Here is a 22,487-nt window from a genome sequence, read left to right as displayed (position 1 = left end):
CGCGACGTATCGGCGGTGCGCTGAATCGCATCAGCGACGCTCGTCTGCAGCGGCACCGTGCTCAACTCCGGCAAGTGGCACGGGCATAGTCGGTGATCAACCTGGGCAGGTTTTCCAGGGCCTCGGTGCTCTGGGCGGTTTGCTGGTCGGCTGCCTGCAGGATGTGACCGAGCAGCAGCGGCGCGAGGCACGTCTGGAAGACGCCGAAGCGTTCACCCGCGGGATCATCGATGCCTTGCCGCTGGCCATCGGGGTGGTCGATGGCAACGGCAGGCTGATCACTGCCAATCAGGTCTGGATGGCCGGCGGCAACGCTCCGGCTGCCTTGTCCGGATGCAAGTCGCTGGATTACCTGGCGCGCTGCCGTGCGGCCACTGGCGACGGGTTCGATGCCGGTGCCAGGCTGGCAGACGGCATCGAGGCGCTGCTCGCCGGCACTGGCGATCCGTTTGTCTTCGGCTACGAGCACGGCCGTGATGGTCAGCGGCGCGCGTACCAGAGCTCGGCCTTGCTGATGAGTACGCTGACCCGGCAGGTGCTGGTCGTCCACGAACTTCTTCCGGTGCGCCAGCCAGTGGCGATGGCCTGATTCCAGCCTGATGGCTGTGTTGCCCTTGCGTACACCCCGCGGCCGAGCGCGCGTCATGCCGGTGCGTTGTCCGGTCACGTGTCTGGCCGGCGCTACCGTTCGTCTGTTAGCTTCGAGAACAAGAACTCCGCGTAGGACGCGACGGGGTGAAGCTTGAAACGCAAGGCAGGACTTCTGGCAGCCCTGGTGCTCGTGCTGACGTTGGGACCGATGTGGGCGTTCGTGCTGGACGAGATCAAGCATGAACGTACGCTGACGGTGCAGGCGGCGCGCAACAACGCGATGAACCTCGCCACCGCCTTCGAGGCCCACGTGCTCAGCACCATCCGGCTGATGGACATCGTGTTGCTGGACATGCGTGAAGACGTCCTGGAGCACATGGACTTCGGCCGCCACGTGGACGAGGAGCTCAAGGCCTATGGCGGCTTCATTGCACAGCTGGCGGTGATCGACCGGGACGGCCGGCTGGTCTTTTCCAACCTCGGGCCGTCCGGAAAGCATGTGGACCTGAGCGATCGCGAGCACTTTCGCGTGCATCGCGACAACCCGCAGGAGGATCGGCTGTTCATCAGCAAGCCGGTGCTTGGTCGGGTTTCGAAACAGTGGACCATCCAGTTCACCCGCCCCATCCACCAGAACGGCGAGTTTGCCGGGGTGCTGGTGCTTTCCGTGCCCACCAGCTTCTTCGCCGACTACTACCAGCAGATCGACGTCGGCCCCAACGGCAGCATCGTTTTGCTGGGCACCGATCGCAGCGTGCGAGCCATCGCCTCCGGAACGCAGATTCCGGGGCGCTACGGGCACTTCAAGGTGCCGGAGGACAAGCCCTACTTCGATCCGGAGGCTCCCCAGCGAGGCTTCTACGAAGGCGTCAGCGTCATCGACGAGGAGTATCGCCTCGGCGCCTATCGGCGCCTGATTGACCAGGGCGTGGTGGTGGTCGTGCTGTTGTCGCCGACGGACTTCATGGCGGCATTCCAGGAGCGCAAGACATTGCTGACCGTTTCGGCAGGTGTCATCTCCCTGGCATTGTCGGTGGTGGCGCTGCTGATCTTTCTGCTGAGCAGTCGCTACTTCCAGAGCATCGCTCGCTTGCGCCTCGCCCACGGCCAGCTGGCACAGCTGGCCAACACCGATGTACTGACCGGCGTCAGCAGTCGCCGGGCCTTTCTCGCAGGTCTGGAGGCTGAACTCGCGCGAGCCCGCCGCCATAACGAGAGCCTGAGCCTGCTGATGCTCGATATCGATCACTTCAAGCGCGTCAACGACGTGCACGGCCATCCGATCGGCGATGCCGTGCTCAAGCAGTTCAGCGAGACCTGTGCCGGAATGCTGCGCGCTCACGACCTGTTCGGTCGGCTCGGCGGCGAGGAGTTCGCCATCGTCTTGCCGCATACCGATGCCGAAGGGGCACGCTGCGTGGCCGAGAAGATCCGCACTGCCGTGGCCCAGACGCCGATGCCCACGGCGGCCGGCGACATCACGGTGACGGTCAGCATCGGTCTGGCGCAGATGGAGGGCCTACCGGGCGAGGTGGATCAGCTGATGGCGCGAGCGGACCAGGCGCTCTACGAAGCCAAGCGTGGCGGGCGCAACCAGGTGCGGGGCTAGCGATAGTCGAAGCGGGGCTGGTGGCAAAAGGCCGATTTGCGGGCATTAAAAAGCCGGCTTGTGGCCGGCTTTTCTTCAGTGCCTCGACTTACTTCTGGTAAGCCTCGGCAGCTTTGATGATGGCGGCACGGGCGGCGTCGGCGCCTTCCCAGCCTTCGACCTTGACCCACTTGCCCTTCTCGAGATCCTTGTAGTTCTCGAAGAAGTGCTTGATCTGCTCGATCAGCAGCGGCGGCAGGTCGGTGTATTCCTTCACGTCCTTGTACAGCTGGGTCAGCTTGTCGTGCGGGACGGCGATCAGCTTGGCGTCACCGCCGGCTTCGTCGGTCATGTTCAGCACGCCGACCGGACGGCAGCGGATGACCGAGCCCGGGGCAACCGGGTAGGGGGTCACGACCAGCACGTCGAGGGGGTCGCCGTCATCGGCCAGGGTATGCGGGATGAAACCGTAGTTGGCCGGGTAGAACATCGGGGTGGCCATGAAGCGGTCGACGAACAGGCAGTCGGTGTCGTGATCGATCTCGTACTTGATCGGCGCATGGTTGGCCGGGATCTCGATGGCGACGTAGATGTCGTTCGGCAGGTCTTTGCCAGCCGGGACTTTGCTGTAGCTCATGAACGATGGGCTCCTGATCGGCCAGCGCGGCCTGGGGGCGGAAAAAAGTGGGCGCGATTATAGGCGCAATGTCGCGCGCAATGCACGCCGGCTTCGACGCGCCAGGCCTACGCAGGTTCCCGATAGGCGGGATGTTCGGCCTGCAGGCGTTGCAGTCGAGCGAGCGGGTCCTGCCGGTAGAACGCCGCCAGCTGCGCGTAGACGTCGGGAAAGCTCTGCTGCAGCACGTCCGGGGCGCTGAAGAAGTACTCGCTGGTGACGGCGAAGAATTCCGCCGGGTTTTCCGCGGCGTAGGGGTCGATCGGCGTCTCGGCTTCCGGGTCGGCGTCCAGCGCGGCGTTGAGTCGGTCGTAGGCGCCCTGCATGGCGCTGGCCCAGGCATCGATGCGCATCTGCCGATGCAGCGGCGGCAGGCCGTTGGCATCGCCGTTGAGCATGTCCAGCTTGTGCGCCAGTTCGTGGATCACCAGGTTGTAGGCCTCCCAGCCGCCGCTTTCCTGCACCCCGGGCCAGGCCAGGATCACCGGGCCCTGCAGCCAGGCTTCGCCGCTGTGTTCGGCGTCCCATTCATGCTCGACGCCGGCGGCATCGCGGTGCTTCTGCGGGCTGAGGAAATCATCGGGGTAGATCACGATCTCGTGGAAGCCGTGATACCAGCCGAGGTCCGCCAGGTGCAGCAGGGGCAGTTGCGCCTGCAGCGCCAGGCGCAGACGGTCCTCGGCCTGCAGCTCGACGCCGGGCAGCGCGGTGAGGCGCTTGTCGTGCAGGAACAGCACGGCGCGCTCACGCAGGCGGGCGAGTTCGTCGTCGCCGAGACCGTCGAGAATCGGCAGGCTGTCGAGCACCCGCTGCCACAGATCGGCATCGACCGGGTTGCGAGCGAGGATGCGTTTGCGCTGCCAGGCGCGAAAGGACCACATGGCTGATGTTTCCAGCGGGGCGGGGCGCTCACCATAAGCGCGGCGCTCACCAGCGGCAAGCCGGACCTCGGCTGCCATGAAAGCCCGCGACCGCCTCTGCGAAACACCGGTGGGATCGCCGGGCGGCTGCTACGGTGAGTACTCCGGGCGAGTGGCGCTACTGCTGGCCTTGCCCGCCGAACCCTGTAGACGAGGAGCCTGCCATGCGTGAACAGAACCGCCCAGGGGGACTTTCCCTGATCAACCCGCCGGGCTTGTACGACCCCGCCCCGAACGGCTATTCCCATGTGGCGCTGTTGCCGCCCGGCGCGCGACTGGCCTTTATCGCCGGGCAGGGCGGTGAAACCGCCGACGGACAGCTGTCCGAGGACTTCCGCCAGCAGGTGCGCCAGGCGCTGCGCAACCTGTGTATCGCCATCGAGGCCGCGGGCGGTACACCGCAGCAGATTGCCAAGCTCGGTGTACTGATCGTCGATCACAGCGAAGCGCGGCTGCAGGTGTTCGGCGACGAACTCGCGCGGGCGCTGGGGCCGGGTCCGAAGCCGGCCTGTACGCTGATTCCCGTGCCGCGTCTGGCACTGGACGGCATGCTGTTCGAGATCGACGCGGTGCTGTTGCTGGCGGCCGGCTGAGCGTGCCGTCGGTCGGCGCGTCACGGGACTGTCAAGCGGGACGGGTACATCGGAATGACCCCCCACTCGCCAGGAGACTTCCGAAATGACCGCACCGGATCAAAAGCGCCGCCAGCTGCTGCAGGGTATCGGCGCCGGCCTCGCCCTGCCGGCCCTGGGCGTCGCGCCTGCCATCATCGCCGCGCCGCGGGCGCGCCCGCAGATGCTTGACGGCGTGCAGTCCGGCGACGTGACGGACGATCGCGCGCTGATCTGGAGCCGCTGCGACCGCCCTGGCCGGTTGATCGTCGAGTGGGATACGCGCAGCCGCTTCGGCAACCCGCGGCGCATGGTGTCCTCCGTAACCGATGCCGGTCAGGACTTCACCGCCCGCGTCGACCTGCGTGGGCTGCCGGCGGATCAGTCGATCTTCTACCGGGCACGTTTCGAGGATGCCCGCAGCGGCGTGCTCAGCGAGCCCTGGTTCGGCCACCTGCGCAGCGCCGCGAAGCGCCCGCGCGATATCCGCTTCGTCTGGGGCGGCGACACCTGCGGCCAGGGCTACGGTATCAACCCGGACTTCGGCGGCATGCGCATCTACGAAAGCATGCGTCGGCGGCGGCCGGACTTTTTCCTGCACAGTGGCGACGTGATCTACGCCGACGGGCCGATTCCCGCCGAGGTGACCGCCGAGGACGGCAGCATCTGGCGCAACCTGGTCACCGAAGAGAAGAGCAAGGTTGCCGAGACGCTGCACGAGTTTCGCGGCAACTACCGCTACAACCTGCTGGACGAGAACCTGCGGGCCTTCAATGCCGAGGTACCGCAGATCTGGCAGTGGGACGATCACGAGGTGACCAACAACTGGTCGCCGAGCAAGGAGCTGGACGACCGCTACCGGCAGGTTCGCGACATCGATACCCTGGTCCGCCGTGCGCGTCAGGCCTACCTGGAATATGCGCCGATGCGCGTGGCCCGCGGCGACAAGCTCGGGCGCATCTATCGCAAGGTCAGCTACGGGCCGTTGCTGGACGTGTTCGTGCTGGACATGCGCAGCTACCGCGGGCCGAACACCGATAATCTGCAGAGCGAGCAGGGCGCGCAGACGGCTTTCCTCGGCCGTGAGCAGTTGCGCTGGCTCAAACGCGAGCTGCGCGCCTCGCGGGCGACCTGGAAAGTGATCGCCGCCGACATGCCCATCGGCCTGCATGTGCCGGACGGCGTGGACGCCCAGGGCATGCGTCGCTGGGAGGCGATCGCCAACGGTGACGATGGTCAGGCGCTCGGTCGCGAGCTGGAAATCGCCGAGCTTCTCGCCTTCATCCAGCGTGCGCGGGTGCGCAACACCGTCTGGCTGACCGCCGATGTGCACTATTGCGCCGCGCACCACTACCACCCCAACCGCGCCGCTTTCCAGCAGTTCGAGCCGTTCTGGGAGTTCGTCGCAGGCCCCTTGAACGCCGGCAGCTTCGGGCCTAATCCGCTGGACGGCACCTTCGGCCCGGAAGTGGTGTTCCAGAAGGCGCCGCCGACGGCGAACAGCTCGCCGCGGGCGGGCTTCCAGTTCTTCGGCGAGGTGGAGATCGATGCCCAGAGCGGTGCGCTGAGCGTGAGCCTGCGCGACATCGACGGCGCGGTGGTCTACAGCCAGACGCTGGAGCCCTGGCAGCCGGCCTGATGCCGGCTAGCCGAGCAGGAAGTTTCCGGCGCGCGGCTGACCGTCCAGCGCCGGCACGTCGGTTTCGTCCTTGAGCTGGACGCCGGAGAGCTGTCGGCGGCTGGCTTCGCGCATCAGGTAGAGCAGGCGGTGCGCGGCCAGGTTGTAGCTCAGCCCCTCGGGGCGGATGTTGGAGATGCAGTTGCGCTGCGCATCGTGCCGGCCGACCTGCGGTGCCCAGGTGAAGTACAGGCCCAGGCTGTCCGGTGAACTGAGGCCTGGGCGTTCGCCGAGCAGGATCACCACCATCCGTGCCTTCAGCCGCTGGCCGATTTCGTCGGCCACCGCCACGCGGCCCTGTTCCACCAGCGCGACGGGACCGAGGGACCAGCCTTCGGCCTGGCATTGTTCGGCGATCTTCAGTGCCATGGGTGCCGCATGACGCTGTACGGCCAGGGCCGAGAGGCCATCGGCGATCACCAGCGCCAGGTCGCAGCCGTCGCCGGCCTGGGCGTCGAGCGTGGCGGCGCTGGCTTCGTCGAGACGCCGACCGAGGTCAGGACGCTGCAGGTAGATCTGTCGGTCGGTGGCGGCGCTGCGCAGGTGCAGATGGCTGAGGTCATGCTTTTCCAGTTCGGCAGCCAGCGCGGCGCAGTCCAGCGGCAGATGCACCGCGTCACGCGCCTGGGCATGGGCGAACTGGAAATCCAGTTGCGCCACCGTCGGCAGACTGGTGCCGGCACGGCCAAGGGCGATGCGCGCCGGGGTCAGCTGGCGCAGGTGCTGCCATGGATTTTCGATGATGGGCGAGCGGTCGGGCATGGCTACCTCGGCGCGTGGCGGTCAGGCGCGTGAACAGACACGTGGAAAAGACCTGCGGTCGTTTTCCACCCTACGGGTCGCGGCGAGAGCCTCGGCGTAGGGTGGAAAACCGCGCAGCGTTTTCCACCTGAGGATGGCCGAGACAGCAAGAGCGGCTTCATGCCTGCTGCTCCAGCGCCCGGCGGAAGGCTTCGGGCAGGTCACGGCCGAGCTGCAGGCGATTGCCGTCCTGTCGGAGGATCTGCATCTTCGCCAGCCATTCCTCGAACTCCGGCGCGGGCCGCAGGCCGAGCACCTGACGCACGTAGAGGGCGTCGTGGAAGGAAGTGGTCTGGTAGTTGAGCATCACGTCGTCCGAGCCCGGGATGCCCATGATGAAGTTGATGCCCGCCGTGCCGAGCAGGGTCAACAGCATGTCCATGTCGTCCTGGTCGGCTTCGGCGTGGTTGGTGTAGCAGATGTCGCAACCCATGGGCACGCCGAGCAGCTTGCCGCAGAAGTGGTCCTCCAGCCCGGCGCGGATGATCTGCTTGCCGTTGTAGAGGTATTCCGGGCCGATGAAGCCGACCACGGTGTTCACCAGCAGCGGCTTGTAGCGGCGCGCGACGGCGTAGGCGCGGGCCTCGCAGGTCTGCTGATCGACGCCGTGATGGGCGTTGGCCGAGAGCGCGCTGCCCTGGCCGGTCTCGAAATACATGAGGTTGTCGCCGAGGGTGCCGCGCTTCTGCGACAGGCCGGCCTCGTAGCCTTCCTGCAGCGTTGCCAGGTTGATGCCGAAGCTGGCGTTGGCCGCCTCGGTGCCGGCGATGGACTGGAACACCAGGTCCAGCGGCGCGCCGCGGTTGATCGCCTCGATGGAGGTGGTGACGTGGGTGAGGATGCAACCCTGGGTCGGGATCTCGTAGCGACTGATCACGGCGTCGAGCATCTTCAGCAGCTCGCAGATGCCGGCGGTGCTGTCGGTGGCCGGGTTGATGCCGATCACCGCGTCGCCGTTGCCGTAGAGCAGGCCGTCGAGAATGCTCGCGGCGATGCCGGCGCCGTCGTCGGTGGGATGGTTCGGCTGCAGTCGGGTGGACATGCGTCCGGCCAGGCCGATGCTGTTGCGAAAGCGGGTGACGACGCGGACCTTCTGCGCGACCAGGATCAGGTCCTGCACGCGCATGATCTTCGACACCGCGGCGACCATTTCCGGCGTCAGCCCCGGTGCGAGGGCTTTCAGCGACGACTCGTCCGCCTCCTCGCCGAGCAGCCAGTTGCGGAAATCGCCAACGGTCAGGTGGCTGATCGGCGCGAAGGCGGCGGCGTCATGGCTGTCGATGATCAGCCGGGTGACCTCATCGCGTTCGTAGGGGATCAGTGCTTCTTCGAGAAAACGCCTGAGCGGCACATTGGCCAGGCACATCTGCGCCGCCACTCGCTCGGCGTCGCTGCCCGCCGCGACCCCGGCGAGCAGGTCGCCGGAGCGCGCAGGGCTGGCCTTGGCCATCACCTCGCGCAGATCGTCGAAGCGCCAGGTGGTGCCGCCCACGCTGTGCGAGTACGTCATGGCTGCTCTCCCTACTTGAGTGTCGCCTCGGCCTGCTCGATCGCCGCGAATTCCTCTTCCGGCGTGCCGGCCACCAGATGGTGTCGACTGTAGATCGCGAAATAGGCGATGAAGATCCCGTAGATGATCGCGGCGCCGATCACCACCCGCGGGTCGACCAGGAAGCCCGCGATGACCGCGATGCAGGCCAGTACCAGCGCCACGCCCGAGGTGACGATGCCGCCAGGTGTCCTGTACGGGCGATGCAGATCCGGCCGGCGCAGGCGCAGCACGATGTGCGAAGCCATCATCAACACGTAGGAGATGGTCGCGCCGAACACCGCGACGAGGATCAGCAGGTCGCCCTGGCCGGTCAGCGAGAGCAGGAAGCCGATCACACCGGGGATCACCAGGGCCAGCACCGGCGCCTTGTTCTTGTTGGTCAGCGAGAGGTTGCGCGGCAGGTAGCCGGCCCGCGACAGGGCAAAGATCTGCCGCGAGTAGGCGAAGATGATCGAGAAGAAGCTGGCGATCAGCCCGGCCAGGCCGACCAGGTTGACGAAGCCGCTCATCCAGGTGGACGAGCCGTAGGCCGTGGTCAGCGCTTCCACCAGCGGGTTGCCGGATGCCACCAGGGTGCTGGAACCGGCGCCGCCCGGGCCGACCAGCAAGATCAGGCCGGCAAAGGCGACCAGTATCAGCATGGCGCCGATCAGCCCGCGGGGCATGTCGCGCTGCGGGTTCTTGGTTTCCTCGGCGGCCAGCGGCACGCCTTCGACGGCGAGGAAGAACCAGATCGCGTAGGGAATCGCCGCCCAGATGCCGACGTAGCCGTAGGGCAGGAAGTTGCTGGCACCGGCAGCGGTGGTCGGCGCGATATCGAGCAGCTTGTCCACCGAGAAGTGCGGCACCATGGCGACGATGAACACCGCCAGGGCAAGGGCGGCGACCGCGGTGATGATGAACATCAGCTTCAGCGCCTCGCCGACGCCGAAGATATGGATGCCGATGAAGACGATGTAGAAGGCCAGATAGATCATCCAGCCGCCGATGCCGAACAGTGACTCGCAATAGGCGCCGATGAACACGGCGATCGCCGCCGGCGCGATGGCGTATTCGATGAGGATCGCCGTGCCGGTGAGAAAGCCGCCCAATGGGCCGAAGGCGGTGCGGGCAAAACCATAGCCGCCGCCCGCGGTCGGGACCATCGACGACAGCTCGGCCAGCGAGAAGCACATGCACAGGTACATGGTCGCCATCAGCAGCGTGGCGATGAACAGCCCGCCCCAGCCGCCCTGGGCGAGGCCGAAGTTCCAGCCGGCATAGTCGCCGGAAATCACGTAGGCGACGCCAAGGCCGACCAGCAGCACCCAGCCGGCGGCGCCTTTCTTCAGTTCGCGTTCCTGGAAATAGCTACTGCCAACGGTTTCGAAATCGATTGCGTGGTGCGGTGGCGTTGAACTGCTGTGTTCGAGAGCCATGGGGAATCCTCTTGGACGGGTTGGCACCTCTCTCCCTAGCAAGCGTCATGCCCCGGCACGGAATACGGGATTCCCGGTGTTTTGTCGGTGGATGTCGGCAGGAACGCACCTTTTGCGGGCTCCACAGCACCATGGCGGAGCCCGGCAGGTGTCTTGTTCGAACGCGCGGTGAGCCGAAGCCCACCGCGCTCAGCCCATCAGAAGAAGCCCAGCGGATTGATGTCGTAGCTCACCAGCAGGTTCTTGGTCTGCTGATAGCTGTCGAGGATCATCTTGTGCGTCTCGCGACCGACGCCCGACTTCTTGTAACCACCGAACGCCGCGTGCGCCGGGTAGAGGTGGTAGCAGTTGGTCCAGACACGACCGGCCTTGATCGCCCGGCCCATGCGGTAGGCGCGGTTGATGTCGCGGGTCCAGACGCCGGCGCCGAGGCCGTACTCGGTGTCGTTGGCGATGGCCAGCGCCTCGGCCTCGTCCTTGAAGGTGGTGACGCCGATCACCGGGCCGAAGATCTCCTCCTGGAACACGCGCATCTTGTTGGTGCCCTTGAGCAGGGTCGGCTGGATGTAATAGCCGGTGGCGAGCGAGCCTTCGAGTTTCTCGGCCGCCCCGCCGGTGAGCACTTCGGCGCCTTCTTCCTGGGCGATCTTCAGGTAGGACATGATCTTGTCGAACTGCTGCTGGCTGGCCTGGGCGCCAACCATGGTGTCGGTGTCCAGCGGGTCGCCGCGCTTGATCTGCCCGACCTTCTTCATCACCGCTTCCATGAAGGGCGCGTAGATCGACTCCTGCACCAGTGCGCGGGACGGGCAGGTGCACACCTCGCCCTGGTTGAAGAAGCCCAGCACCAGCCCCTCGGCGGCCTTCTCGATGAAGGCCGGTTCGGCCTGCATGATGTCCTCGAAGTAGATGTTCGGGCTCTTGCCGCCCAGCTCCACGGTGCTCGGAATGATGTGCTCGGCGGCGCGCTTCATGATGTGCGAGCCCACCGGGGTGGAGCCGGTGAAGGCGATCTTGGCGATGCGCTTGCTCGAGGCCAGTGCTTCGCCGGCTTCCCGGCCGTAGCCGTGCACCACGTTGAGCACCCCCGGCGGCAGCAGGTCGCCGATGCATTCGAGCAGCACGTTGATGCCCAGCGGGGTCTGCTCGGCCGGTTTGAGCACCACGCAGTTGCCGGCGGCCAGCGCCGGGGCGAGCTTCCAGGCGGCCATCAGGATCGGGAAGTTCCACGGGATGATCTGCCCCACCACGCCCAGCGGCTCGTGGAAATGGTAGGCCGCGGTGTGTTCGTCGATCTCGGCGCTGGTGCCTTCCTGGGCACGGATACAGCCGGCGAAGTAGCGGAAGTGGTCGGCGGCCAACGGGATATCGGCGTTGAGCGTCTCGCGCACCGCCTTGCCGTTGTCCCAGGTCTCGGTGATGGCGAGCATTTCCAGGTTCTGCTCGATGCGGTCGGCGATCTGCAACAGGATCAGCGAACGCGCCTGCACGCTGGTCTTGCCCCAGGCATCGGCGGCGGCATGGGCGGCGTCCAGGGCCTTTTCGATGTCGGCGGCGTCGGAGCGCGGAAACTCGGCGATGGGCTGACCGTTGACCGGGGAAAGGTTGGTGAAGTACTGACCGCCGGCCGGCTCGACGAACTGGCCGTTGATGTAATTGCCGTAGCGGGATTTGAAGGAAACGACAGCGCCTTCGCTGCCGGGATGGGCGTAACGCATGATGAGTCTCCGGTCTTGTAATTGTGATGACTGCTGTCTTTCAGCGTAGAACAGGCTCCGTTCGTCGGCAGGCGAGGCGACGTGCGGTGCGACCGCCCCGCAGCGGACCCTGTGCTAATCTGCGCCGCAGTTTTCCAGCGTCGAATGCGCGGCCATGCCGTCTGGCGCGGCGTCTTTCAGAGGTCATCAATGCATATCCATATTCTCGGCATCTGCGGCACCTTCATGGGTTCGCTCGCGGTGCTGGCCAAGGAACTCGGCCATCGCGTCACCGGCTCCGATGCCAACGTCTATCCGCCGATGAGCACCCAGCTCGAGGCTCAGGGTATCGAGCTGATGCAGGGCTACGAGCCGGCGCATCTGGAACCGGCACCCGATCTGGTGGTGGTGGGCAACGCCATGTCGCGTGGCAACCCGGCAGTGGAATACGTGCTGAACAAGGGGCTGCCCTATGTCTCCGGCCCGCAATGGCTAGCCGATCACGTGCTGCAGGGTCGCTGGGTACTGGCGGCGGCCGGCACCCATGGCAAGACCACCACCAGCAGCATGCTGGCCTGGGTGCTGGAACATGCCGGCATGAGCCCGGGCTTTCTCATCGGTGGTGTGCCGCAGAACTTCGGCATCTCCGCACGGCTCGGCGGTACGCCGTTCTTCGTGGTGGAGGCCGACGAGTACGACAGCGCCTTCTTCGACAAGCGCAGCAAATTCGTCCACTACCGCCCGCGCACCGCGATCCTGAACAATCTGGAGTTCGATCACGCAGATATCTTCCCGGATCTCGCCGCCATCGAGCGGCAGTTCCATCATTTGGTGCGCACCGTGCCAGGCGAGGGGCTGATCATCCATCCCGAGTCGGAAACGGCGCTCAAACGCGTCATCGGCATGGGCTGCTGGACGCCGGTGCAGACCACTGGCGACGGCGGCCAGTGGCAGGCGAAGCTGCTCAGCGCCGACGGCTCGCGCTTCGAAGTGATCTTCGACGGCGAGGTGCAGGGCGTGGTGGAGTGGGAGCTGACCGGCCGGCACAACGTCAACAATGCGCTGGCGACGCTGGCGGCGGCACGGCATGTCGGCGTGCTGCCGAAGCAGGGCGCCGAGGCGCTGAGCGAATTCCGTAGCGTCAAGCGGCGCATGGAGAAGGTCGCCGAGGTCAATGGCGTGACCATCTATGACGATTTCGCCCATCACCCGACCGCCATCGCCACCACCCTCGACGGTCTGCGCAAGCGCGTCGGCGATACGCCGATCATCGCGGTGGTCGAGCCGCGTTCGAACTCGATGAAGCTCGGCGCGCACCGCGAGGGCCTGGCCGAGTCGGTGGCGCTGGCCGATCAGGCGATCTGGTACGCACCGGCCAACCTCGGCTGGGATCTCGCCGCGACCGTCGCCGGCTCGCCGGTGCCGACCACGGTCTGCGATTCGCTGGAGGCGATCATTGCCAAAGTGAAAGCCGATGCCGTGCCGGGCACTCAGGTGGTGGTGATGAGCAATGGCGGTTTCGGTGGGTTGCACGGCCAATTGGCCGCCGCACTGGCGTAGGGTGGAAATCGCCGCAGGCATTTCCACGCGAATGGCATCAGGAGCAAATTGAATGAGCGGACCGGAACGCATCACCTTGGCCATGACCGGCGCCTCCGGCGCGCAGTACGGTCTGCGCCTGCTCGATTGCCTGATCCAGGAAGACCGCGAGGTGCACTTCCTGATTTCCAAGGCCGCGCAACTGGTGATGGCCACCGAGACCGACGTGGTGCTGCCGGCCAAGCCGCAGGCCATGCAGGCCTTCCTCTCCGAGTACACCGGTGCCGCCGCCGGGCAGATCCGTGTGTTCGCCAAGGAGGATTGGATGGCACCGCCGGCGTCCGGCTCCGGCGCACCGACGGCGATGGTGGTGGTGCCCTGTTCCACCGGCACGCTGTCGGCAATCGCCACCGGCGCCTGCAACAACCTGATCGAACGCGCCGCCGACGTCACCCTCAAGGAGCGCCGCCAGCTGATTCTGGTGCCACGCGAGGCGCCCTATTCGAGCATTCATCTGGAAAACATGCTCAAGCTGTCGAATCTGGGCGCGGTGATCCTGCCGGCCTCGCCCGGCTTCTATCACCAGCCGCAAAGCATCGACGACCTGGTGGATTTCGTCGTCGCGCGCATCCTCAACCTGCTCAACATTCCCCAGGACATGCTGCCGCGCTGGGGCGAGCACCATATCGTCAGCGACGACTGAGATGATCGGTCGGGCGCTGCTGGTACTGACGACGCTGAGCGTGCTGGGTGGCTGCGCCACGGTGCGCACGCTGGACGCGGCCAAGCCCGGCGCGCCGATCATCTATTCCGGCACGCGTCTGGACTGGTACAGCCTCAACGGTGGCTGCTGCCCGCTGGATCGCTTCGGTGCCGTGGCACCCAAGCATGCCGCGCTCGATCTGCCGGCCAGCGCCTTGCTGGACACGCTGTTGCTGCCCTTCGCCGTCGCGGCGGAGCTGGGCGTCGGGCTCGGTGTACGCGGCGGGCTCTGATTGCCGGCAACCGCGGCATAACTGATCTGGGTCCAGGCAAGCTCGCGGCCGCACAGGCATAGTTGACGGGTCCGCGCCACAAGGAGAAACGGTGTGAAAGACCGCGCTCAGTTCCATTTCAACTACTGGATGATCGCCATCCTGGTGTTTCTCGGCCTCCAGTACCTGCTGTCGGCGCAGCAGGAGGTGGCGACCATCCCCTACAGCGAGTTTGAGCAGCACCTCAAGGAAGGGCGCATCGAAGAACTGGCCATCACGGACCGGCGCATCGAAGGCCGGCTCAAGGAGCCCCTGGCCGGCGGTCAGCGTCGTTTCATCACCAACCGCGTCGAGCCACAGCTGGCCGAGCATCTGCAGCAGTACCCGGTACGCTACACCGGCAAGGTGGAAAGCACGCTGGTGCGCGACCTGCTGTCGTGGATCATCCCGGCGGCGATGTTCTTCGGCATCTGGCTGTTCCTGCTCAAGCGCATCGGCAGCGGCCTGGGTGGCGGCGGCATGATGCAGATCGGCAAGAGCAAGGCGCGGGTCTACGTCGAGACCGACATGAAGGTGAGCTTCGCCGATGTTGCCGGCGTGGACGAGGCCAAGGACGAGCTCAAGGAAATCATCGAGTTCCTGCGCGACCCGCAAACCTACGGCCGCCTCGGCGGGCGCATGCCCAAGGGCGTGCTGTTGGTCGGCCCGCCGGGCACCGGCAAGACGCTGCTGGCGCGCGCCGTGGCGGGCGAGGCGAAGGTGCCATTCTTCTCCATTTCCGGTTCCGAGTTCGTCGAGCTGTTCGTCGGTGTCGGTGCGGCGCGGGTGCGCGATCTGTTCGAGCAGGCGCGGGCGCAGGCACCGGCGATCATCTTCATCGACGAACTGGACGCCCTCGGTCGCGCCCGCGGTGCCGGCCCCCTGTCCGGCGGGCATGACGAGAAGGAGCAGACGCTCAACCAGCTGCTGGTGGAGATGGACGGCTTCGACACCTCCAGCGGACTCGTCCTGCTGGCGGCCACCAACCGCCCCGAGATCCTCGACCCGGCGCTGCTGCGCGCCGGCCGTTTCGACCGCCAGGTGCTGGTGGACCGGCCGGACAAGGTCGGACGGGTGCAGATTCTCAACGTGCACCTGAAGAAGTCGCGGCTGGGCACCGATGTCGATCCCCAGGCCATCGCCGCGCTGACCCCGGGCTTCACCGGCGCCGACCTGGCCAACCTGGTCAACGAGGCGACGCTGCTGGCGACCCGGCGCAACGCCGAGGCGGTGGCGATGCAGGACTTCACCGCGGCCATCGAACGCATCATCGCCGGGCTGGAGAAGCGCAACCGCCTGCTCAACCCGCGCGAGCGCGAGATCGTCGCCTACCACGAGATGGGCCATGCGCTGGTGGCCATGGCGCTGCCGGGCGTCGATCCGGTGCACAAGGTGTCGATCATCCCGCGCGGCATGGGCGCGCTGGGCTACACCATCCAGCGGCCCACCGAGGATCGCTTCCTGATGACCCGCGAGGAGCTGGAAAACAAGATGGCCGTGCTGCTCGGCGGCCGCGCGGCGGAGTGGCTGGTGTTCGCCCATCTGTCCACCGGCGCGGCGGACGACCTGGCAAAGGTCACCGACATCGCCCGCGCCATGGTCACCCGTTACGGCATGTCCACGCGCCTCGGCCATCTGGCGCTGGAACGTGAGCCCAACGCCTTTCTCGGCAACGAAGCGTTGCTCGGCCTCAAACCGCAGCACGACTACGCCGAAAGCACCGCTACGGCCATTGACGAGGAAGTGCAGGAGCTGGTGCAGGCGGCTTTCCAGCGCAGCCTGTCGTTGCTCGAGGCACGGCGCGAGCTGCTCGAGCGCTGCGCCCGGCAGTTGCTGCAACAGGAAACGCTGGATGCCGAGGAGCTGCGCCAACTGAGCGCCGCCGCGCCCGATGCCGCGGCGCTCCCGGCGCCCTAGCCGGGTGTTTCAGGCCGGTGCGCGACCGGCGTGCTGGGCCAGGGCCCACTCCACATGCTCGCGCACCAGCTCCGACGGATCGTCGCGGCGTGCCTGAAGCGCTTCCAGCACCGGGATGCTCGACGGCGCATTGCCCAGGCCCACTGCGAGATTACGTAGCCAGCGTTCGTAGCCGGCGCGGCGTAGCGGCGAGCCCTCGGTGCGGCTGAGAAATTCCTCTTCCGTCCAGCGGAACAAGGTCGCCAGTTCAGCGTTGTCCAGGCTATGGCGCGGTTGAAAGTCGCCCTGCTCGGTGGGGCGTGCGAAGCGGTTCCAGGGGCAGACGATCTGGCAATCGTCGCAACCGAATACGCGGTTGCCGATCTTGTCGCGCAGCTCGACCGGGATCGGCCCCTTGAGCTCGATGGTGAGGTAGGAAATGCAGCGCCGCGCGTCCAGCAGCCGTTCGCCGACGAACGCCTCGGTGGGGCAGATGTCCAGGCAGGCGTGGCAGCTGCCGCAGTGATCGCGGGACACCGGCTCGTCCACCGGCAGCGCGATGTCGACGAACAGCTCGCCGAGAAAGAACCAGCTGCCGGCCTTGCGGTTGAGCAGCAGGGTGTTCTTGCCGATCCAGCCGAGCCCGGCCTGCTGGCCGGCGGCCTTCTCCAGCACCGGCGCGCTGTCGACGAAGGCGCGGAAACCGAACGGACCGACCACCTGCTGAATGCGCTCGGCCAGCTGCTGCAGGCGCTTGCGGATCAGCTTGTGGTAATCCCGGCCCAGGGCATAGCGCGACACATAGGCCTTCTCCGGGTCGGCCAGCTGCTGGCTCATGCGGGTGTCGCCCGGCAGGTAGTCCATGCGCAACGAGATGACCCGCAGCGTACCGGGCACCAGTTCGTCCGGCCGCGAGCGCTTGCTGCCGTGGGCGGCCATGTAGTCCATCTCGCCCTGATAGCCCGCCTGGAGCCAGGCCTCGAGGTGCGCCTCGTGCTCGCCAAGGTCGACGCCGGTGATCCCCACCTGCTGGAAGCCGAGCTCGCGGCCCCACTCCTTGATGGAGTCGGCGAGTACGACGGGATCGAGAGCGGAGCTGGACATCGGAGACTGCGGCGGGAAGTGAGCGGGTGCGTATAATTCTGCCAGACATTCCGCCGCGATGATCCCTGCACCGATGACCGATTCCCTGCCCGTCGCCCTGTACAACGCCACCCAGGTGCGCGAACTCGATGCGCGCCTGATTGCCGCCGGTACGTCCGGTTTCGAACTGATGCAGCGTGCCGCCCATGCCGCCTGGCGCGCGCTGCGCCGGCGCTGGCCCGATGCAGGTGCTGTCACCGTGCTCGCGGGGCGCGGCAACAACGCCGGCGATGGCTACCTGCTGGCGGCGCTGGCGCAGCGCGCTGGCTGGCAGGTGCGGGTGCTGGCGGTGGGCGATCCGCAAACGCTGCAGGGCGACGCGGCGCTGGCCTGCGCCGAAGCGCGTGATTGCGGAGTGCCCATCGAACCCTGGCGGGCGGAGGCGCCGCTGCAGGGCGTGCTGGTGGATGCGCTGCTCGGCACCGGTCTGACCGGCGCGGTGCGCGAGCCCTATGCGAGCGCGATCGCGGCGATCAACGCCAGCGGCCGTCCGGTGCTGGCAATCGACCTGCCCAGCGGGCTGTGCGCCAACACCGGTCAGGTGCTGGGGCAAACAGTGCGCGCCGATCTCAGCGTGACGTTCATTGGCCTCAAGCTCGGCCTGTTCACCGCCGACGGCCCGGATCGCGTCGGCGCGCTGGTGTTCGACGACCTGCAGGCCGACCCGGGAATCGTCGCGCAGGTGGCCAGTGAGGCCGTGCGCCTCGACCATGGCTCGCTGGCGCGGGTCGCACCTCGTTCGCCGACCGTGCACAAGGGCAGTTTCGGCCAGGTGCTGGTGATCGGCGGTGATCTGGGTACCGGCGGCGCCGCGCTGCTCAGCGCCGAGGCTGCGCTGCGCTGTGGGGCCGGCATGGTGACCCTGGCGACCCGCCCGGAGCACGTCAGCGCTTCGCTGGTGCGCCGGCCGGAGGTCATGTGCAATGGCGTCGAGTCCACCTACAGCCTGACGGCGCTGCTGGAACGTGCCGATGTGCTGGTGGTCGGTCCCGGCCTCGGCCAGGCGCCGTGGGGGCGTAGCCTGATTTCCGCGGCTGCGCAGCGCGAGCAGCCGCAGGTCTGGGATGCCGATGCGTTGAACCTGCTCGCTACCGGTGCCGTCGAATTGCCGTCCGGCTGCCTGATCACGCCGCATCCGGGCGAGGCAGCGAGACTGCTGAAGTGCTCGGTCGGCGAGGTGCAGGCCGATCGCCCGGCGGCGGCGCGGGCGCTGGCGCAGCGTTATGGGTGCGTCGCGTTGCTCAAGGGGGCCGGCACGCTGGTCGCGGCGCCGGATGGCCGGCTGGCCCTGTGCGATCGCGGCCATCCGGCGATGGCCAGTGCCGGGCTCGGCGACGTGCTGGCCGGAGTGCTCGGTGCCTTGCTGGCGCAGCAGCTGGCGCCGTTCGATGCGGCTTGCCTGGGCGCCTGGCTGCACGCCGGCGCCGGTGAGCGCCTTGGCCCGCTGGGTCGCGGCCTGGCCGCCAGCGATCTGATTCCGGTGATTCGTCAGTTGTTCGAGGAACAGTCGCCATGCCTGAAGTGAATCTGTATGCCGGGGACGAGGCGGCGATGCTCGCACTGGGCGCGCGCATTGCCCGGGTGACCGGCGGTCGGGGCGTCATCTATTTGCATGGCGACCTCGGCGCCGGCAAGACCACGCTGTCACGCGGCCTGATCCGTGGTTTCGGCCACCAGGGCAAGGTCAAGAGCCCGACCTTCACGCTGGTCGAGCCCTACGAACTGGGCGAGGTCCAGGTGTTCCATTTCGATCTGTATCGCCTGGTCGATCCCGAAGAGCTGGAGTTTCTCGGCATCCGCGATTATTTCGAGGGCAACGCGCTGTGCCTGATCGAGTGGCCGGAGCGCGGGGCCGGCATTTTGCCAAAGGCCGACATGGACATTACCATTACGCCGCATGAGGCCGGCCGAACGCTGCGCCTGTCGCCCCATACCGCGCGGGGCGAAGCCTGGTGTGTCGCCCTGACCGACGGAGAGCTATGAATAACATGGGTTTGGGGATGCGCATTCGCACCCTGGTTGTTGGCCTGGTGCTGTCGCTGATGGCGACGGACCTGTTTGCTGCCAGCGATGTGCAGAGCGTGCGTCTGTGGCGTGCGCCGGACAACACCCGCCTTGTGTTCGACCTGTCAGGGCCGGTCGAACACAAGATCTTCACCCTCACCGCACCCGACCGGCTGGTCATCGACGTCACTGGCGCGACGTTGAAAACCGAGCTCGACAAGCTCGCTCTGCAGAACACGCCGGTCGCGTCCCTGCGCGCCGGTCAGCACGATGCCAACACGCTGCGCGTGGTGGTCGACCTGCATGCACCCGTTTCGCCGAAGAGCTTCAGCCTGGCGCCCAACCAGCAGTATGGACACCGTCTGGTGGTCGATCTGTTCGACCAGGCCACCGCGGCCCGTGCCGCCACCCAGCCGCCGGCGACCGCCACGCCGTCCACCCCGGCTGCTCCGGTCTCGCCGACCCTGCCGGCGGTGAAGCTGCCGGCCACCTCGGGTGGCAAGCGTGACATCGTGATCGCCATCGACGCCGGCCACGGCGGCGAAGACCCGGGCGCCATCGGCCCCGGCAAGGTCTACGAGAAGCACGTGGTGTTGCAGATTTCCAAGGAGCTGCAACGCCAGATCAACGCCGAGAAAGGCTTCCGCGCCGAACTGGTGCGCACCGGCGACTACTTCATTCCGCTGCGCAAACGGACCGAGATCGCCCGCAAGAAGGGCGCCGACCTGTTCGTCTCGATCCATGCCGATGCCGCGCCGCGCTCGGCAGCGTACGGCGCCTCGGTGTTCGCCCTGTCGGACCGCGGCGCCACCTCGGAAACCGCCCGCTGGTTGGCCGACAGCGAAAACCGCTCCGACCTCATCGGTGGTGCCGGCAACGTCAGCCTTGGCGACAAGGATCAGATGCTCGCCGGCGTACTGCTGGATTTGTCGATGACCGCCTCGCTGTCGTCCAGTTTGAACGTCGGGCAGAAGGTGCTCAGCAACATGGGGCGCATCACGCCGCTGCACAAGCGGCGCGTCGAGCAGGCCGGCTTCATGGTGCTGAAGTCGCCGGACATCCCCTCGATCCTGGTCGAGACCGGCTTCATCTCCAATCCGTCGGAAGCCAAGAAACTCCAGACGTCCAGCCATCAACAGGCGCTGGCGCGCTCCATTCACAGTGGCGTACGGCAGTTCTTCCACGAGAATCCGCCGCCGGGGACCTACGTCGCCTGGCTGCGTGATTCCGGCAAGATCGCCGCCGGCCCGCGCGAGCATGTCGTGCGCTCGGGCGAAAGCCTGGCGCTGCTCGCCCAGCGTTATCAGGTCAGCCTGGCCTCGCTGCGCAGCGCCAACAACCTGAGCAACGATGTGATCAAGATCGGCCAGACGCTGAACATTCCCGCTACCACCCTGGCGTCCCAGCCATGACGCAAGCGCCACGCATCCAGCTGCTCAGCCCGCGGCTGGCGAACCAGATCGCCGCTGGCGAGGTGGTCGAGCGCCCTGCCTCGGTGATCAAGGAGCTGCTGGAGAACAGCCTGGACTCCGGCGCCGGTCGTATCGAGGTGGACGTCGAGCAGGGCGGGGTCAAGCTGTTGCGGGTTCGCGACGACGGCTGCGGTATACCGCCGGACGACCTTCCGCTGGCCCTGGCCCGCCATGCCACCAGCAAGATTCGCGATCTGGAAGATCTCGAGCGAGTCATGAGCCTGGGCTTTCGCGGCGAAGCGCTGGCCTCCATCAGCTCCGTCTCGCGTCTGACGCTGACCTCGCGTACCGCCGATGCCAGCGAGGCCTGGCAGGTGGAAACCGAGGGGCGCGAAATGGAAGCGCGAGTGCAGCCGGCGGCTCACCCGGTGGGTACTTCGGTGGAAGTGCGTGATCTGTTTTTCAACACGCCGGCACGGCGCAAGTTCCTGCGCACCGAGAAGACCGAATTCGACCATCTGCAGGAGGTCATCAAGCGCCTGGCGCTGGCGCGCTTCGATGTGGCCTTCCATCTGCGCCACAACGGCAAGGGCGTGCTGGCGCTGCATCAGGCCAACGACGACAGCGCCCGTGCGCGGCGCGTCGCTGCGGTATGCGGGCCGGCCTTCCTGGAGCAGGCGCTGCCCATCGAGATCGAACGCAACGGGCTGCGGCTCTGGGGTTGGGTCGGACTGCCGACCTTCTCGCGCACTCAGGCGGACCTGCAGTACTTCTACGTCAACGGGCGCATGGTGCGCGACAAGCTGGTCGCCCATGCGGTGCGCCAGGCCTATCGTGACGTGCTGTTCAACGGCCGGCATCCGACCTTCGTGCTATTCCTCGACGTCGATCCGGCGGTGGTGGACGTCAATGTGCATCCCACCAAGCACGAGGTGCGTTTCCGCGACAGCCGGATGGTCCATGACTTCCTCTACGGCACGCTGCACCGCGCGCTGGGCGATGTGCGTCCCGAGGACCAGCTGGCCGCGCCGGCGAGCGTGGCGCCGATGACCCAGGTGTCCGGACTGGCTGCCGGCGAGTTCGCCGGACAGAACGAGATGAGCCTGTCGGCCAGCGTGCTCGAGCGGCCGCAAGGCGAGACATCCGCCTGGCGGGGTGCGGGGGCGGGCTATCAGGCGCCACGCCCGGCGTCGGCCGGCTATACCGCCGAGGCCCAGGGCGCCTACCGCGAGTTTTTCACTCCGCTGCCCGAAAGCGCCGCGGCGCCGCTGCCGGCCAGCCAGGATGACGTGCCGCCACTGGGTTACGCGCTGGCGCAGCTCAAGGGGGTCTATATCCTCGCCGAGAATGCCCAGGGCATGGTCCTGGTGGACATGCATGCCGCCCACGAACGCATCACCTACGAGCGGCTGAAGACTGCCATGGCCAGCGAAGGGCTGCGCGGCCAGCCGCTGCTGGTGCCCGAGTCCATTGCACTCAGTCAGCGCGAGGCCGATTGCGCGGAAGAGCACGCGCAGTGGTTCCAGATGCTCGGCTTCGAGTTGCAGCGCCTCGGTCCGGAAACCCTGGCGATCCGTCAGATTCCTTCGTTGCTCAAGCAGGCCGAGGCCACCCAGCTGGTGCGTGACGTGCTTGCCGATCTGCTGGAGTATGGCACCAGCGACCGCATCCAGGCACACCTCAACGAGTTGCTGGCGACCATGGCCTGCCACGGCGCGGTACGTGCCAACCGCCGCCTGTCGCTGCCGGAGATGAATGCCTTGCTGCGCGACATGGAGCACACCGAGCGTAGCGGGCAGTGCAACCACGGCCGCCCGACCTGGACGCAGCTGGGCATGGACGATCTGGACAAGCTGTTCCTGCGCGGTCGCTGATCGGGTCCGGCGGCAGGCCATGCTTGCGACCTGCCGCCTGCCACTGGAAACTATGCGGCCACGCCTGCCGAGCC

19 protein-coding genes are annotated in these 22,487 nt (G+C 66.8%); 12 read left to right on the top strand and 7 right to left on the bottom strand.

What is annotated here, in order from left to right:
- Positions 1-139 precede the first annotated feature (139 nt).
- Together PSTAB_RS18145 and PSTAB_RS18140 are read left to right on the top strand one after the other, a co-directional pair.
- On the top strand, positions 140-589 hold the full coding sequence (locus PSTAB_RS18145; protein WP_013984108.1) for a PAS domain-containing protein: 450 nt from the start codon (positions 140-142) through the stop codon (positions 587-589).
- A gap of 153 nt (positions 590-742) precedes the next feature.
- Positions 743-2,200 (top strand): sensor domain-containing diguanylate cyclase, encoded by a 1,458-nt coding sequence (locus tag PSTAB_RS18140; protein ID WP_041771863.1) that lies wholly within the window; start codon positions 743-745, stop codon positions 2,198-2,200.
- A gap of 88 nt (positions 2,201-2,288) precedes the next feature.
- Here PSTAB_RS18140 and ppa read toward each other — a convergent pair whose 3' ends face one another.
- Positions 2,289-2,816 carry an inorganic diphosphatase gene (gene ppa, locus PSTAB_RS18135; RefSeq protein ID WP_003290517.1) on the bottom strand — a complete coding sequence of 176 codons (528 nt, stop codon included), beginning with the start codon at positions 2,814-2,816 and terminating at the stop codon, positions 2,289-2,291.
- Between the two features lie 107 nt (positions 2,817-2,923).
- Entirely contained in the window at positions 2,924-3,736 is an 813-nt protein-coding gene (locus PSTAB_RS18130; RefSeq protein ID WP_013984106.1) for a M90 family metallopeptidase, read from the bottom strand.
- 203 nt (positions 3,737-3,939) lie between these two features.
- On the opposite strand from PSTAB_RS18130, the gene PSTAB_RS18125 reads away from it, so the two are divergent.
- Positions 3,940-4,368: a RidA family protein gene (locus tag PSTAB_RS18125; protein ID WP_013984105.1), complete on the top strand. Its 429-nt coding sequence runs from the start codon at positions 3,940-3,942 to the stop codon at positions 4,366-4,368.
- Between the two features lie 85 nt (positions 4,369-4,453).
- Positions 4,454-6,025 (top strand): alkaline phosphatase D family protein, encoded by a 1,572-nt coding sequence (locus PSTAB_RS18120; RefSeq protein WP_013984104.1) that lies wholly within the window; start codon positions 4,454-4,456, stop codon positions 6,023-6,025.
- A gap of 6 nt (positions 6,026-6,031) precedes the next feature.
- Here the strand turns inward: PSTAB_RS18120 and eutC are convergent, their stop codons facing one another.
- From eutC to exaC, 4 genes are all read right to left on the bottom strand, one after another.
- On the bottom strand, positions 6,032-6,826 hold the full coding sequence (eutC, locus tag PSTAB_RS18115) for an ethanolamine ammonia-lyase subunit EutC (protein WP_013984103.1): 795 nt from the start codon (positions 6,824-6,826) through the stop codon (positions 6,032-6,034).
- Between the two features lie 157 nt (positions 6,827-6,983).
- Complete coding sequence (locus PSTAB_RS18110) at positions 6,984-8,375, bottom strand: ethanolamine ammonia-lyase subunit EutB (protein WP_013984102.1); 1,392 nt, start codon at positions 8,373-8,375, stop codon at positions 6,984-6,986.
- An 11-nt stretch (positions 8,376-8,386) separates the two neighbouring features.
- On the bottom strand, positions 8,387-9,835 hold the full coding sequence (gene eat, locus PSTAB_RS18105) for an ethanolamine permease (protein ID WP_013984101.1): 1,449 nt from the start codon (positions 9,833-9,835) through the stop codon (positions 8,387-8,389).
- 197 nt (positions 9,836-10,032) lie between these two features.
- A complete protein-coding gene (gene exaC, locus PSTAB_RS18100; protein ID WP_013984100.1) occupies positions 10,033-11,553 on the bottom strand; it encodes an acetaldehyde dehydrogenase ExaC in 1,521 nt (506 codons plus the stop codon).
- 189 nt (positions 11,554-11,742) lie between these two features.
- On the opposite strand from exaC, the gene mpl reads away from it, so the two are divergent.
- From mpl to ftsH, 4 genes are all read left to right on the top strand, one after another.
- Positions 11,743-13,092 carry a UDP-N-acetylmuramate:L-alanyl-gamma-D-glutamyl-meso-diaminopimelate ligase gene (mpl, locus tag PSTAB_RS18095; RefSeq protein WP_013984099.1) on the top strand — a complete coding sequence of 450 codons (1,350 nt, stop codon included), beginning with the start codon at positions 11,743-11,745 and terminating at the stop codon, positions 13,090-13,092.
- A 52-nt stretch (positions 13,093-13,144) separates the two neighbouring features.
- The gene (gene ubiX, locus PSTAB_RS18090; RefSeq protein ID WP_013984098.1) at positions 13,145-13,774 is read left to right on the top strand and encodes a flavin prenyltransferase UbiX; all 630 of its coding nucleotides are present in this window, start codon (positions 13,145-13,147) and stop codon (positions 13,772-13,774) included.
- Between the two features lies 1 nt (position 13,775).
- Positions 13,776-14,066, top strand: a complete 291-nt coding sequence (locus PSTAB_RS18085) for a YceK/YidQ family lipoprotein (RefSeq protein ID WP_011914691.1) — start codon at positions 13,776-13,778, stop codon at positions 14,064-14,066.
- 93 nt (positions 14,067-14,159) lie between these two features.
- On the top strand, positions 14,160-16,001 hold the full coding sequence (gene ftsH / locus PSTAB_RS18080; RefSeq protein ID WP_013984097.1) for an ATP-dependent zinc metalloprotease FtsH: 1,842 nt from the start codon (positions 14,160-14,162) through the stop codon (positions 15,999-16,001).
- Positions 16,002-16,010: 9 nt separating this feature from the next.
- Here the strand turns inward: ftsH and queG are convergent, their stop codons facing one another.
- Positions 16,011-17,084, bottom strand: coding sequence for a tRNA epoxyqueuosine(34) reductase QueG (gene queG / locus PSTAB_RS18075; protein ID WP_013984096.1), 1,074 nt, complete (start codon positions 17,082-17,084; stop codon positions 16,011-16,013).
- A gap of 73 nt (positions 17,085-17,157) precedes the next feature.
- Between queG and PSTAB_RS18070 the strand changes: the two genes are divergently transcribed.
- From PSTAB_RS18070 to mutL, 4 genes are read left to right on the top strand one after another with little or no spacing between them, the layout of a single operon-like run.
- Positions 17,158-18,648 carry a bifunctional ADP-dependent NAD(P)H-hydrate dehydratase/NAD(P)H-hydrate epimerase gene (locus tag PSTAB_RS18070; protein WP_013984095.1) on the top strand — a complete coding sequence of 497 codons (1,491 nt, stop codon included), beginning with the start codon at positions 17,158-17,160 and terminating at the stop codon, positions 18,646-18,648.
- Positions 18,636-19,106 (top strand): tRNA (adenosine(37)-N6)-threonylcarbamoyltransferase complex ATPase subunit type 1 TsaE, encoded by a 471-nt coding sequence (gene tsaE, locus PSTAB_RS18065; protein WP_013984094.1) that lies wholly within the window; start codon positions 18,636-18,638, stop codon positions 19,104-19,106. The genes PSTAB_RS18070 and tsaE overlap by 13 nt, the downstream gene beginning before the upstream one ends.
- Positions 19,107-19,123: 17 nt before the next feature.
- Positions 19,124-20,539, top strand: coding sequence for an N-acetylmuramoyl-L-alanine amidase (locus PSTAB_RS18060; RefSeq protein ID WP_041772003.1), 1,416 nt, complete (start codon positions 19,124-19,126; stop codon positions 20,537-20,539).
- Complete coding sequence (mutL, locus tag PSTAB_RS18055) at positions 20,536-22,413, top strand: DNA mismatch repair endonuclease MutL (RefSeq protein ID WP_013984092.1); 1,878 nt, start codon at positions 20,536-20,538, stop codon at positions 22,411-22,413. The genes PSTAB_RS18060 and mutL overlap by 4 nt, the downstream gene beginning before the upstream one ends.
- Positions 22,414-22,487 lie beyond the last annotated feature (74 nt).

Source organism: Stutzerimonas stutzeri (genome assembly GCF_000219605.1).
Classification (GTDB): domain Bacteria; phylum Pseudomonadota; class Gammaproteobacteria; order Pseudomonadales; family Pseudomonadaceae; genus Stutzerimonas; species Stutzerimonas stutzeri.
Note: the sequence above shows the minus strand (reverse complement) of the source record. Positions and strands in the feature narration are given on the sequence as shown.